The sequence below is a fragment of the Paenibacillus sp. RU5M genome, from assembly GCF_900221055.1.
GTDB lineage: Bacteria > Bacillota > Bacilli > Paenibacillales > Paenibacillaceae > Paenibacillus > Paenibacillus marchantiae.
The window spans coordinates 574552-588187 of record NZ_OBQM01000003.1 but is presented as its reverse complement, the minus strand read 5'-3'; the positions used below and the strand labels follow the sequence as shown (position 1 = coordinate 588187).

Sequence of the window (13636 nt, the reverse complement as noted above, 5' to 3'; positions counted from 1 at the left end):
GCGTGAAAAGACAACAAAAAAGAAGCGTGGGGGACCAAGGCCTCCCGGACGCTTCTTCAATAATCCATAGCAAAAAGACACTATGAACCAGCGTACGGCTTGTTGCCTCTCCCTTTAACGCTTACGAGGTTAGCTGACGGATTCGGGCGCGAGAGTCGCCCTATTTCCGGCTGTCACCGGAAAATTCACCCCATGGATGCCTACTGTCCTGGACAGTTCATCCTGTTGGTTCCCCCGTTTCCCACCCATGAATGAATGGAAACTCAGCGATTAAAACATCGTTCTTTTATAATCATTAATCAGAGCGATATTATCGTTTGTTTCGTTTTTCATGTAAAATTTAATTTAAATTGGAATTACGATATGAATCATACACCCGTGCCATATTGGTGTAAAGTCTGCGCAGATCACCGAATCGACGGATTTTTGCCATTTCACATCAATAATAGCGCTTACAACGTATCCATTCTCCACCCATCTCATCAAAGCTCTCTAATTCTCTCTTTAGCGAAATTCAGGTAGCAAATCAGTCACAGATCATACACGACAGCTTCAAATTGAGTTAAAAAAGCAATATTAATTTTGCATTATTTAATTGTAATCAATATAATAGAAGAAAGAAGAATATGAAATGGAGGCGATTTTCATGTCAGTCTACGACTACAAAGTAAACACCCTTCGCGGTCAGGAAGTTGAAATGTCCAACTATCGTGACAAAGTACTGCTTATCGTGAATACAGCAAGCCAATGCGGCCTCACACCTCAATTCAAAGGTCTGCAAGAGCTTCAGGATAAGTTTAAAGACTCCCCATTCGAAGTTCTTGGTTTTCCAAGCAACCAGTTTGCACAGGAAAAAGGCTCTTCTGATGATATTGCCGAGTTCTGCCAGATGAACTATGGTGTTAGCTTCCCGATGTTTGAGAAGATCGATGTGAATGGTTCAAGCGCTCACCCTCTTTTCCAGCACCTTACCAAAGAAGCGCCAGGCGTACTCGGCTCCAAAGCCATCAAATGGAACTTCACCAAATTCCTTGTGGATCAGAACGGACGTGTTCTGAAACGGTATGCTCCCAAAACAACACCTGATAAAATTGAAGCGGACATCAAAGAATTGCTTAAATAACAAGTAAAGGCCATCCGACCCCAGCAGACAGAATGAGCATGCATTCAGGGGAAACGGGTGACCTTTTTTTGTCTGGCCCATCTGTACTGTAAATAAAACAAAAAAAGAAGCTTCCCATACGGGAAGCTTCTTTTTTATCGTTCTTATGATGCGGTCGAGAGGACTCGAACCTCCACGGGTATACACCCACTACCCCCTCAAGATAGCGTGTCTGCCATTCCACCACGACCGCATGTCGTAAATAATCGGCAACAAAATTGATTATACCCGGTTCATGTTTAAAAGTAAAGCATTTTTCTTAATATCATTTTAACTGCGCTTTTCCTTCCATAAATCGTATAATCTCGTCATTTTCTCCTACGAAGTGCATATGATTAAATTTAATCTCGTTTGTATACCCGATTAGGCCGATCACTCTACTTTATTTGTATTACCATCCTTCACATCCTCTTAGTATAAAGTAACTCATAAAGTTATATAAAATAACACTAAATAGATTTAATATTCAAAAAACAAAGAAACTATTGACAAAAAGCGGATATTTATGTGAATATATATATCATATAATTCGGATTCACAAACATAAAACGAACCAAAAAGGAGTATAAATGTTATTTAACATAACATTTAACGAACGTAGGAGGCGAAAGATTGTGAACCGTGGGAATAAGCTGCTCGATTATGTCAAACTGCTTGATTCCTCTATCCAGGTCGGAGGGTTCACCCATTCCTTCGGTATGGATGCCCATATCGCTGAAGGTACCATTCGTAGTGTTGAAGATCTCGAATCATTCATGCGCTGTCAATTGCATCCCAGCATCGTGCGTCTGGAAGGCATGGCGATTAAAGGCATATACACCGCCGCAGATCACAAGGACGCATGGCGTACAGCCCTCATCGACAAGCTCGTTCATGTCCAGCGCACCCCAGTCAATCTTAGAGAACATGCCTCCATTATGGGCAAACGACTAATTAAGCTAGCTCGCGCACTACACCCCTGGATTGATTTTAGCCATCTCGAACAAACGCTGGCTAAGTATGAATCTGTTGGCTGTCTCCCCACTGTTCACGCCTGGATTAACCACCACCTCGAAATCCCTGTCGAGGAGGCGGTCCTTGGTTATCTGCATTCAGCCATGAGTGCCTGCATAACCGAAGCCTCCAAAGTGATTCCCCTTAACACCGATACAACCCAGGACCTGCTGGTTCGCCTGGCCGCAGACCTGGAGCATGAATGGCATACCGTCAGCGCCTCCGCTGCGGATGGACTGGTACAACCAACCTCATTGTCCATGAAAACGTTGTTTCCAAGCTTTCACATGCTTGGAGCAGGGCTTCACGCATACAGAGCCTAATCCCCATCCCCTCTTTCTTCATACAACCCACCTCCTCACACAGTAAAATATAAAAAAACACGCCGCAACCTCATTGCCGGCGTGTTTTTTATGTCATTTATTTTGTCTATTTAACGCATTTACGCCATTTACCATATTAAAATACACTTATTTACGTCTTTTTTAATTGTTAGATGACGCAAATGCGTATATAATAAAACATACAGCTCGCATATCTATATATTTTACACCAAGAATAACCAGCTGAACACTACATTCCAACGAGGGGTGAACCCTTTTGAACAAAAAGAAACCTGTGACTCCTTTCGGATGGGCCATTAAACGACGACTAACCGAACTCCAGGTCGACCAAAAGACATTTTGTGAACAGTATGGCATTCCGCCATATCGTCTGTCCAATCTCATTCACGGTACCCGCAAAGCAACCCGGTTCAGGAACCAGGTCGCAGACATCTTGGAAATTCCAGATGATTTAAGATAAGATTTCTGCCAAGGAGGAGCTCATTTCATGAGATACTTAATATCCGATCTGGAGAGATTATCGTTCCAGTCCATGCAACACCAGCTTATCATCGTCGATCACAACTGGATCATTCGAAGCTGCAACACCGCTTGGCAACATGGACTTGGGCAACTGCTTCCCAAACAGAGCATAACAAGCCCCTCCAGAACAGCACCTGAACCGCCTCATTACCTTCATCTTGTAGAGGGGTGGACATTACGCGAGGAGAAAGCAAAAAATGCGAAGATTGTTCAGGAGTTGAAAAGTATCACTGCACCTTTTAAAGACAGTTATACATACGATATCTCCGTTCAAACCGCTCATAGCGAACAGCGGTGGTTCCGTCTGGAACTCACCCCATTGATTCAGGCCGACCCATCCCTGCTGTCTGATCTTGCACTGATTGCACACACGGATGTTACCGAACAGAAACAGACAGAACGCCAATTGAAGAAGGCTCTGTCTGAAGTGCGTACTTTGCGTGGACTGCTTCCCATCTGCGCTGTCTGCAAACAGATTAAGGATGAACAGGACAGCTGGAACTCTGTTGAAAGTTATTTGGAGAAGCACACCCATGCCGAATTCACTCATGATATCTGCCCGGATTGCATCCGAAGACTATATCCGAAGTACTCCAACATTCTGGACAAGCGCTCCTGAACTCATCCTACGCCATGAACCTTAGCTACACAGACAGATGGTGCTCAAACTGCGACATATCCAGCTCTCGCGGTTTTCCTTGCAGTGCAATTGCCCCTTTGTCCATTACATAGATATAATCTGCAGCACCGCGTACAAAATCAATGCTTTGCTCCACCAGCAAGATGGAGATCTCACCCTTTTCCTTAATTTGCAAAATGACCTGCCGGATGTCCTCTACGATGGAAGGCTGAATACCTTCTGTCGGTTCATCCAGAAGCAATAATCCCGGCCGAGAAGCCAGCGCGCGGGCAAATGCCAACTGCTGTTGCTGCCCACCACTCAAATCACCACCCTGCCGCCCATACATCGTGGCAAGCACCGGAAACATCGCTAGCACATCCTCTGGGAACGTCTTCACCCCTGCAGCACTCGTCTCCAGACCCAGCAACAGATTTTCTTTTACCGTAAGCTGCGGGAATATTTCCCGCCCCTGCGGCACATATCCAATCCCCGACCTGGCCCGTTTGGCCGGATCGTGGGTGGATAATTCCTGACCTTTCCACTGAATACTTCCCTTGCGCGTTTTAAGAAGCCCCATCAACGTCTTCATCAAGGTGGTTTTCCCTACACCATTACGCCCCATCAGGCATACTACCTGACCTGGCTCGACATCCAGATTCACACCGCGCAGCACATTACTTTCCCCATAGCCGGACTCAATTCGTTGCAGCGACAGCATGGTCATCCCTCCTTTTGCCCAGGTACACTTCAGCCACTCTCGGATCTTCCTGCACTTCCGCCATCGTACCTTCCTTAAGAAGTTTGCCTTCATGCATCACCGTCACTTTGGCTGCATACTCGCGGACGAATTCCATATCATGCTCCACTACCACAACAGACCTTTCTCGCGCAATCTCCTGCAGTAGGCGACCCGTCTTGTGTGTTTCTTCGTCCGTCATCCCCGCTGCCGGTTCATCCAGCAGCAATACACGGGGTTCCTGCAGCAGTAGCATGCCAATCTCAAGCCACTGCTTTTCCCCATGTGATAGAGCACCTGCACGTGCGTCCACACGATCCTGCAGACCAATCTGGAGCGTAATCCGCTCCATTGCCGGACTTATTTTTGAATACCGTTGAATACCCAGAGCCTGTAAAGGAGAACGACGAGTCTCCGCAGCCAGCATCAGGTTCTCCTGCACGGTCAGACCAGCAAAGATGGACGGAGCCTGGAACTTGCGCCCTACCCCTTTTCGAACAATCTGGTGCTCCTTCAGACGTGTCAGATCCGTACCATCGGCCATCTTCACTGTACCGGACAAGAGCTTGGTTTTGCCGCAAATCACATCCAGCATCGTTGTTTTTCCCGCACCATTGGGGCCGATCAGAAAATGCAGATCATGTTCATGCAGCTTCAGATTCATACCTTTGACCGCAACAAAACCACCAAATGCCACCGTAATTTCCTCAGCGACCAGGACTACCGGAACGTCAGTAGACTTTTGGTTTTTCCTGACTGACTGGAACATGCACAACCTCTCCTCTCCGTTTCAGCAAGCGCACCACATGACGATATACACCAACAAGTCCATTCGGCATGAACAAGACCACTGTTACAAAGAGCCCACCAATGACAAACAACCAACCTTCCGGATAAGCTTCACTGATGCCCGTTTTGGCTGCGTTCAGTACCACAGCTCCGATTACCGCACCAATCAGCGTCCCACGCCCGCCCAAGGCAACCCATAATACCATTTCAATTGATGGCACGATTCCCATCATGGAAGGTGAAATGATCCCTACCTGGAGCACAAATAACATACCTGCGATTCCCGCCAACGCTCCGGAAAGGGCGAAAGCCAGCGTCTTGAACCCTGCCGGGTCATAGCCAAGAAAGCGAACCCGATTCTCCCCATCCCGCGCAGCTTCAAGCACCTGACCAAACCTGCTGTTCACAACCCGGCGACAAAGCAGGTAGGCGAGCACCAGAACAGCAAGCGTTATATAGTAGAGAGCAATCGTTGTCCCTGCCGAATGAAGGGTAAAACCAAAGATCGCGTTATATCCCGTTATACCATTGGTCCCTCCCGTCCATTCCTGTTTGCCCACAAATAACGTTACGGTAATGAGGACTAACGCTTGGGTCAGGATTGTAAAATACACACCGGTGATCCGGTTACGGAACGTAAACCACCCCAGGGCAAAGGCCAGCAATGCCGGAAGGGCAATGCCCAGCAATAGCGCCACTGGGAATGACCTGAACGGCTCCCAGAACCACGGCAGACCACTAAGACCACTCCATCCCATAAAGTCAGGAAGTGTTGTACCGCTGGCTTGCAGCTTCAGATACATCGCCATGGCGTACCCACCAAGCCCGAAGAATACACCATGGCCCAGACTAAGCACCCCTCCATATCCCCAGATTAAATCCAGACCGATCGCCAGAATGGCCAGGGCCAGGAATTTCGCCAATAGACTAAGCCGAAATTCCGTGGAAATGAGTGGAGCCAGACACATCATGATCAGGACAACCGCCCAGATGATCTTCATTTTCAGACTACCTGTCTTGAGAAGTGCCGACATCATATAACCCCCTTCTTCGCATTAATCCAGACTCCGAGTCCGTATGGCAACGAGCCCACGCGGCTTCCATTGCAGAAAAGCTACTATACAGACAAATACCAGCACCTTACCGATAGAGGCTGAGGTATACGTTTCAAATAACGTATTGAACATGCCAATTCCAAGCGCACCACACACGGTTCCCACCAGTTTCCCCACACCGCCCAGTACAACCACCATGAACGCATCTACGATATAATACGTCCCCAGCGAAGGGCCAATCGGGCCAATGAGTGTCAATGCACATCCAGCGATGCCGGCAATGCCCGAACCAATCGCAAAGGTCATGCCATCCACCCGTCTGGTGGAAATCCCGAGACAGCCCGCCATGCTTCGATTTTGCATCACGGCCCTCATCCGTCTCCCGGAAGAAGTCCGATAGATGTACAGATACATGCACAGCAGTACAACAGAAACCAGCGCGATAATGAAAAGACGTTTATACGGAAACACAATACCGTCCGCGATGGTCAGACCTCCGTTGAGCCAAGCCGGACTGGATACCCCTACATTTGGCGCCCCAAATATCGTTCGGGCCAATTGTTGCAGCATCATACCTACGCCCCATGTAGCAAGCAGACTGTCGAGCGGCCTCCCATACAGATGCCTGATCAGCACCACTTCCAGCAACCAGCCTATAAGAGCCGCCGCACCAAAGGCGATAGGCAGAGCCACAATAAAGTAGACATCGAACCACGCTTGCGGAGCATACGAAATGAACAGGTTTTGCGTCACATATGTAGCGTAAGCGCCGATCATGATCAATTCACCATGAGCCATGTTAATGACATTCATCAATCCAAATGTAACTGCGAGTCCCAATGCAATCAGCAGCAAGATGGAGCTGATGCTTAACCCATTGAACATTTGCAGGACAAACATATCCATCGCCTTTCCCTCCTCATGCTGTGAACATCTGAAATTTTATACAAGACATCAATTTACGTTTCGCATCAACGCTTTACTGTGATGTTGTAAGAGGGTGTGTTGTCTCACCCTCGTCTGTTATTCAGCAGTTCTGACGTGAGATGCCCATGCTATTTGGTACTAAGGGAAGCGCCCCAATCGTACGTTTTCAGATACGGATCAGGTTTGACGGGTGCTCCGGAGTTCCACAATTCCTTGAACTGTCCATCTTCCTGCACTTCACCAATCCGCACCGTTTTGTAGATATGCTGGTTCTCTCCATCCACCGTCACTTTTCCTTCCGGCGCATCGAATTCCAGACCTTTGGCTGCCTCCTTCACTTTTTCAACATCAGTTGATCCGGCTTTTTCCACGGCTGCTTTCCACAGATAAACGGCCACATATCCCGCTTCAATCGGATCGGCCGTCACCCGGTCAGCTCCATATTTCTCTTTATATTTCTCTACAAATGTTTTATTTTCAGGTGTATCTGTCGTTTGATAATAGTTCCACGAAGCCAAATGCCCTTTCAGCACATCCGCACCAATCCCCCGAATTTCTTCCTCCGCCACACTCACTGACAGAGTTGTCAACTGTTCCGAAGAGATCCCGGCATCCTTTAATTGTTTGAAAAAGGCGACATTGCTGTCTCCATTCAGCGTGTTGTATACAATATCCGGCTTGGCAGCCTTGATTTTGCTGATAATCGTACTGTAATCCGTATGTCCCAGCGGTGTATATTCTTCGCCTACGACTTCGCCACCCTCAGCTGCAAGCTGAGCTTTGATGACCTGATTGGCCGTTTTTGGGAAAACATAATCGGAACCAAGCAGATAAAACTTCTTGCCCCTGTTCTCCAGCAACCAAGTTACGGATGGAACGATCTGCTGATTCGTTGTGGCTCCTGTATAAAAAATGTTGGGGGACGATTCCAATCCTTCATATTGCACCGGGTAAAACAACAGACCCTTGTTCTGTTCAAACACTGGCAGCATCGCTTTCCTACTCGCAGAGGTCCATCCACCGAATACAGCGGCTACTTTATCCTGCTGCAGCAACTTTCCAGCCTTCTCCGCAAATGTAGGCCAATCGGAAGCACCGTCCTCGACCACAGGCTCGATCTGTTTACCCAGAACTCCGCCCGCTGCATTGATCTCTTCAATGGCAAGCATCTCCGCATCCTTAACCGACACTTCACTGATTGCCATCGTTCCACTTAGGGAGTGAAGAACACCTACCTTAATCGGTTCTCCGGACGAAGTTGATTCTCCCGCCCCACCGGAACCCGATGCCTCCGGCGGCGTTCCACCCTCCACACATCCTGTCAACGCAATGACTGCACCGAGCAAAACACTCCATAACTTGACCGTCCTCTTCTTCAATAGCCTACACTCCCTTTTTTTAGTCTATTGACGAACATTAAGGTCATATATGTCCGAAATGTTCGTTGATCCAAATTATGGAGGGTCACACTCGTCGTGTCAATAATGCTTACACAATTTTATTTTATGCATACTCATTTCATGCATGCTGCTAATATAATTGGAACCATATTGACAAAGGGTCCACCCTGTGTGAGTATATTTAACATATAACATGATCCATGACGACATAGACTATCTAAGGGAAAGGTCGGATTACCTTGCACTGGACTGAGCAGGAAAAAGAAAAACTCCTGATTACCGTGGCTGCTAACCTCGCCCGCGAACGCAGAGGACGTGGACTTAAACTGAATGTTCCTGAAGCTATCGCATTGTTGACCTCCGAACTCATGGAACGTGCACGCGATGGGATGAGTGTTGCAGAGTTGATGAGATACGGCGGCACGATCCTGACACGCGAAGACTGCATGGAAGGTGTATCCGATATGATTCCTGAGGTACAGGTGGAAGCCACTTTTCCTGACGGAACAAAACTGGTCACTGTCCACGAACCTATACGCTGAGAAAGGCAGGAGAACTCCATGATCCCAGGTGAATATCGCTTAAAACAGGATGATGAGATCGTCTGTCATCCCAATCGCTTAACCGTGCGTCTGATTGTATTGAACCGTGGCGACCGTCCGGTTCAGGTCGGTTCTCACGTTCACTTCTATGAAGTCAATGCTGCGCTGGACTTTGATCGCCTTTCCGCTTTTGGGCACCGCCTGCATATTCCGGCAGGCACCGCTGTTCGTTTTGAACCTGGTGAAGAAAAACCGGTCGAACTCACCACATTCGGTGGCAAACGTCAGATTTATGGATTTAACGGATTAACCGAAGGATCGGCAGATCAGCCACCTGATCCACAGAAACTAGAAACATTTCTGAAGACATTTGCACCCCCTATGCAGGACGGAGGGGACCCTTTATGAAACGAATGAGCCGCGAACAATACGCGTCCATGTTCGGGCCTACAACCGGGGATGCCGTCAGATTGGCGGATACGGAACTATGGGCGGAGATTGAGCATGATTACGCTGTCTATGGGGATGAAAGCAAATTCGGTGGCGGTAAGGTTATTCGTGACGGGATGGGTCAGTCCACATCTGCCCTTCGCAGTGATGGCACACCTGATACCGTCATTACCAACGCCGTCATCATCGATCATTGGGGGATTGTAAAAGCGGACATCGGTATTCGCGATGGCCTCATCTGCGCAATCGGCAAATCCGGCAACCCGGATACGATGGATGGAGTCGATCCCGCGCTGGTTATTGGCGCATCGACCGAAATCATTGCCGGAGAAGGCATGATTGTGACCGCTGGAGGCATTGATACCCATATTCATTTTATTTGTCCACAACAGATTCAAACGGCATTATCTTCAGGAGTAACAACCATGATCGGCGGCGGTACAGGACCTGCAACAGGCACCAAAGCCACCACCTGTACACCCGGAGCCTGGCACATTCACCGGATGCTGGAGTCCGCAGAGGCATTTCCCATGAATATCGGTTATCTAGGTAAAGGCAATAGTTCCAGCACCGCTCCATTAATTGAACAGATTGAAGCCGGTGTCATTGGACTGAAGCTGCATGAAGATTGGGGCACAACGCCAAGCGCTATCGATGCCTGTCTGACCGCAGCCGGAGAACATGATGTTCAAGTAGCCATTCATACCGATACGCTGAACGAGACCGGATTTCTCGAAAATACACTGGCGGCCATTAACGGACGCACAATCCACACCTACCATACAGAAGGTGCTGGCGGCGGACACGCGCCGGATATTATTCGCGCTGCCGGAGAGTCTTACGTCATCCCCTCTTCGACCAACCCAACACGTCCTTACACACGCAATACCGTAGAAGAACATCTTGATATGCTGATGGTTTGTCACCATCTGGACCCGTCTATCCCTGAAGACGTTGCTTTTGCTGATTCACGTATTCGTCCCGAAACGATCGCGGCCGAAGACATTTTGCATGATCTTGGTGTATTCAGCATCATCAGTTCCGATTCGCAAGCGATGGGCCGGGTTGGCGAAGTCATTATTCGCACCTGGCAAACTGCCGACAAGATGAAAAAGCAGCGAGGCAAACTTGAACTGACCTCAGGCTCCCCGTCCGATAATGATCGGATCAAAAGGTATGTCGCCAAATATACAATCAATCCAGCTATCGCTCACGGCATAGGCCATCTCGTCGGTTCCGTGGAGGTTGGCAAGTTGGCAGACCTGATCGTCTGGAACCCGGCCTATTTCGGGGTAAAGCCCGAGATGGTTATCAAGGGCGGTATGATCACTTTCGCCCAGATGGGTGACCCCAACGCATCGATCCCTACGCCGCAGCCCGTATTCGGCAGACCGATGTTCGGTGCTTACGGCGGTACACTTGCCAAAGGGTCGATCACTTTTGTCTCCCAAGCCGCAGCAGATGCAGGAATCAAGGAGATGCTAGGCTTGAACAAGCGTGTGGAACCCGTCAAAGGCTGCCGATCAGTGAGCAAAAAGGATATGATTCACAACGACGTGACACCCCTCATTGAAGTCGATCCCGAAACCTATGAGGTACGGGCTGATGGCGAGCTTCTCACCTGTGAGCCCGCAGACGAATTACCGATGGCACAACGCTATTTCATGTTTTGACAAAGGGGGACACGCATGATGATGCACAGCGGCACGAAATTACTCCGTTATGTTCAACTGCTGGATTCGGCCTTGCCCATTGGCGGGTTCTCCCACTCGTTCGGTCTGGAGGCATACACTCATGACGGTAGAATACGGACCACCGCCCAGCTTGAACAATTCATTCGCGGCCAGCTTCATTCCAGCCTCGTACGGCTCGATGGTCTTGCCATCAAGGGTGTCTACCAAGCCATTGAGCAACAGGATGCCGCCCTTCTAGCCCTTTACGACAAACGTGTACACGCCCAGCGAACCCCCAGGGAACTACGGGAAAGTGGGCACAAGATGGGTAAGCGATTACTCAAACTCGCGAGATCACTATATCCGTGGATGGACTTTTCTCTAATCGATGAAGCCGTACAGGAACACGGTGCATTTTGCGGTATTACAACCATTCACGGCTACATCAATTATCAGCTGGAAATTGGACTGGACGAAGCCGTCACCGGACATCTGTACACCTCAGTTAATGCTTATGTAAATAGCGCTCTGCGTCTTCTGCCCATCGGGCAAACCGAAGCACAGATGCTTATCCAAAAACTTTTGAATGATATTGATTCTGAATGGTCTCAAATTCGGGATAACGACCCGGAAGACATGCACAGCTTCGGTATTGCCCAGGAAATCTATGCTATGCGGCACGAGAGCCTGCCAGCCCGTCTGTTTATGTCCTAACTACATTAATTCAAAACCAAGGAGGAATTTGTTATGTGTGGAGGAGCTAATCATACGCATCATGCGGAGTGGGAACGTAAGGTATTTGATCGGAGTCGCCCGATGCGAATCGGAATCGGTGGGCCGGTAGGTTCAGGAAAAACGGCCTTAGTAGAGAAGCTGTCCAAGGCATTGCGTACACGCTACAGCCTGGCCGTTATTACTAATGATATTTACACAAAGGAAGATGCCGAGATTTTGCTGCGTCAGAACGCGCTCGCACCGGAACGTATTATCGGTGTAGAGACAGGAGGATGCCCACATACCGCTATTCGAGAGGATGCCTCAATGAATTTCGAAGCCGTTGATGAGTTGATTGAACGCTTCCCGGACTTGCAACTGATCTTTATCGAAAGCGGCGGCGACAATCTCTCTGCTGCATTCAGCCCTGAACTGGCGGACGTATTCATTTACATTATTGATGTGGCTCAAGGGGAAAAACTGCCTCGCAAAGGTGGTCCGGGTATTACACGTTCTGACCTGCTACTGATTAATAAGACCGACCTCGCCCCTTATGTTGGCGCAAGTCTGCAAGTGATGAAGGATGATACTGAACGGGTACGCGAAGGACGGCCTTATGTGATGTCGAACCTGATGAGTGGTGAAGGGGTATCCGAAATCGTCCATTGGCTTGAACATCAATATATGGATGACGATGCTTCCGCTGCGCATCTGCATACCCACACCCATGAGCACGGAACGACTCACAGCCACTAATCCTTCTTCCTCTTCACATGGAGTTGAACATAGACCGAACCGCAGTACCGGAGAGGCCGTGATACGCCGCAGCGAGCTTCGAGCCACTTTCGCCCTCCAAGGCGGGCGCACCGTCATGACCGATCGGTATTATAGCGCCCCTCTGCGGTTCAGTCGATCCTTTCGACCTCCGGGTGGCGGAGATGGATTATGTGTATACACCTCAGATGTCTCTCCAGGCGTGCTGAACGGTGATCATTATCGATCCGAATGGCAATTGGGCCAGAACACTCACTTAATGCTAAGCAGCACATCAGCCACGAGGCTTCATCCCACACCTACTGTTCCGTCATCTGTGAACCATCACTTTCGACTGGAGCAAGGAGCGGTGCTGGAGTACTTCCCTGAATGCGTTATCCCGTTTAAAGGCAGCTCATCCTCACTCACCACGACCTTTGAGCTGGGTGAACAAGCAATACTTGCGTATGCTGATATCTGGTCCGCTGGACGGATTCATCGGGGAGAAGTCTTTCAGTTCAAGCGATATCGCAGTCTGACAGAAATCTGGCAAGGGAAGCAATTGGCCGTATGGGATCGCTTCGGGCTCGAACCAGAGTCGGACGATCCAAAATCATCCGCAGCGTTGTTAAACTACACCCATACTGCAGCTTTATGGATGATTGCCCCCGGATTGGGCGCAGCACAGTTGGAGTCCGTACGGTCCATCCTTCCCCCAGATGGTCGCATGCTTGCCGGGGCTAGTTTGCTCGCTACAGGCGGGATTGGTGTTCGTTTGCTCGGAATGGCTGCTTGGGAACTTCAGGAGCAATGCCTTCAGATCTGGAACACCCTTCGCTCCGATCTTTTGGGTAAACCTAGCCTCACATTCCGCAAGTGAAGGCTACACGTCTATCAGACTAACAACTTTCGGAATCGCATGTTCATGTTGCAACGAGTTTCAAAGAAAAAAAC

Annotated in this window: 15 protein-coding genes, 1 tRNA gene, 1 pseudogene and 1 riboswitch; of the genes and pseudogenes, 10 read left to right on the top strand and 7 right to left on the bottom strand. The window is 49.0% G+C overall.

Features of this window, described 5'->3' with window-relative positions; all coding sequences use genetic code 11:
• Window positions 1-103: 103 nt before the first annotated feature.
• Window positions 104-279, bottom strand: a riboswitch (cyclic di-AMP (ydaO/yuaA leader).
• Between the two features lie 367 nt (window positions 280-646).
• Window positions 647-1123 carry a glutathione peroxidase gene (locus CRO25_RS13245; protein WP_024629320.1) on the top strand — a complete coding sequence of 159 codons (477 nt, stop codon included), beginning with the start codon at window positions 647-649 and terminating at the stop codon, window positions 1121-1123.
• On the opposite strand, the pseudogene CRO25_RS34275 reads toward CRO25_RS13245, so the two are convergent.
• A pseudogene (locus CRO25_RS34275) lies at window positions 1102-1167 on the bottom strand (hypothetical protein); the annotation flags it as partial. The gene CRO25_RS13245 and the pseudogene CRO25_RS34275 overlap by 22 nt on opposite strands.
• Before the next feature lie 105 nt (window positions 1168-1272).
• Window positions 1273-1355: transfer RNA gene (locus CRO25_RS13240), tRNA-Leu, on the bottom strand.
• 421 nt (window positions 1356-1776) lie between these two features.
• On the opposite strand from CRO25_RS13240, the gene CRO25_RS13235 reads away from it, so the two are divergent.
• From CRO25_RS13235 to CRO25_RS13225, 3 genes are all read left to right on the top strand, one after another.
• On the top strand, window positions 1777-2478 hold the full coding sequence (locus CRO25_RS13235) for an urease accessory protein UreF (protein WP_179132167.1): 702 nt from the start codon (window positions 1777-1779) through the stop codon (window positions 2476-2478).
• A gap of 277 nt (window positions 2479-2755) precedes the next feature.
• On the top strand, window positions 2756-2959 hold the full coding sequence (locus CRO25_RS13230) for a hypothetical protein (RefSeq protein WP_063564423.1): 204 nt from the start codon (window positions 2756-2758) through the stop codon (window positions 2957-2959).
• A 27-nt stretch (window positions 2960-2986) separates the two neighbouring features.
• On the top strand, window positions 2987-3640 hold the full coding sequence (locus CRO25_RS13225; protein WP_079695282.1) for a hypothetical protein: 654 nt from the start codon (window positions 2987-2989) through the stop codon (window positions 3638-3640).
• A gap of 25 nt (window positions 3641-3665) precedes the next feature.
• Here the strand turns inward: CRO25_RS13225 and urtE are convergent, their stop codons facing one another.
• The 5 genes from urtE to urtA all read right to left on the bottom strand — a co-directional run bounded on the left by urtE (window position 3666) and on the right by urtA (window position 8529).
• Window positions 3666-4361: an urea ABC transporter ATP-binding subunit UrtE gene (gene urtE, locus CRO25_RS13220; protein ID WP_072734290.1), complete on the bottom strand. Its 696-nt coding sequence runs from the start codon at window positions 4359-4361 to the stop codon at window positions 3666-3668.
• Window positions 4339-5148: an urea ABC transporter ATP-binding protein UrtD gene (urtD, locus tag CRO25_RS13215; RefSeq protein WP_079695281.1), complete on the bottom strand. Its 810-nt coding sequence runs from the start codon at window positions 5146-5148 to the stop codon at window positions 4339-4341. Before urtD ends, urtE begins: the two co-directional genes overlap by 23 nt.
• A complete protein-coding gene (urtC, locus tag CRO25_RS13210; protein ID WP_072734292.1) occupies window positions 5111-6205 on the bottom strand; it encodes an urea ABC transporter permease subunit UrtC in 1095 nt (364 codons plus the stop codon). Before urtC ends, urtD begins: the two co-directional genes overlap by 38 nt.
• 18 nt (window positions 6206-6223) lie before the next feature.
• Complete coding sequence (gene urtB / locus CRO25_RS13205) at window positions 6224-7129, bottom strand: urea ABC transporter permease subunit UrtB (RefSeq protein WP_063564428.1); 906 nt, start codon at window positions 7127-7129, stop codon at window positions 6224-6226.
• A gap of 149 nt (window positions 7130-7278) precedes the next feature.
• The gene (gene urtA, locus CRO25_RS13200; protein ID WP_064640007.1) at window positions 7279-8529 is read right to left on the bottom strand and encodes an urea ABC transporter substrate-binding protein; all 1251 of its coding nucleotides are present in this window, start codon (window positions 8527-8529) and stop codon (window positions 7279-7281) included.
• 260 nt (window positions 8530-8789) lie between these two features.
• Here urtA and CRO25_RS13195 point away from each other — a divergent pair, with 260 nt between their 5' ends.
• Genes CRO25_RS13195 through CRO25_RS13170 form a run of 6 tightly spaced genes read left to right on the top strand, consistent with a single transcriptional unit; the run spans window position 8790 to window position 13562 of the window.
• The gene (locus CRO25_RS13195) at window positions 8790-9092 is read left to right on the top strand and encodes an urease subunit gamma (protein ID WP_063564430.1); all 303 of its coding nucleotides are present in this window, start codon (window positions 8790-8792) and stop codon (window positions 9090-9092) included.
• A gap of 18 nt (window positions 9093-9110) precedes the next feature.
• Window positions 9111-9500 (top strand): urease subunit beta, encoded by a 390-nt coding sequence (locus CRO25_RS13190; RefSeq protein ID WP_079695280.1) that lies wholly within the window; start codon window positions 9111-9113, stop codon window positions 9498-9500.
• The gene (gene ureC / locus CRO25_RS13185; protein WP_079695279.1) at window positions 9497-11215 is read left to right on the top strand and encodes an urease subunit alpha; all 1719 of its coding nucleotides are present in this window, start codon (window positions 9497-9499) and stop codon (window positions 11213-11215) included. The genes CRO25_RS13190 and ureC overlap by 4 nt, the downstream gene beginning before the upstream one ends.
• Before the next feature lie 15 nt (window positions 11216-11230).
• The gene (locus tag CRO25_RS13180) at window positions 11231-11929 is read left to right on the top strand and encodes an urease accessory protein UreF (protein WP_063564433.1); all 699 of its coding nucleotides are present in this window, start codon (window positions 11231-11233) and stop codon (window positions 11927-11929) included.
• 33 nt (window positions 11930-11962) lie between these two features.
• Entirely contained in the window at window positions 11963-12685 is a 723-nt protein-coding gene (ureG, locus tag CRO25_RS13175; RefSeq protein ID WP_053781689.1) for an urease accessory protein UreG, read from the top strand.
• Window positions 12600-13562 carry an urease accessory protein UreD gene (locus CRO25_RS13170; RefSeq protein WP_143806542.1) on the top strand — a complete coding sequence of 321 codons (963 nt, stop codon included), beginning with the start codon at window positions 12600-12602 and terminating at the stop codon, window positions 13560-13562. Before ureG ends, CRO25_RS13170 begins: the two co-directional genes overlap by 86 nt.
• Window positions 13563-13636: the final 74 nt, after the last annotated feature.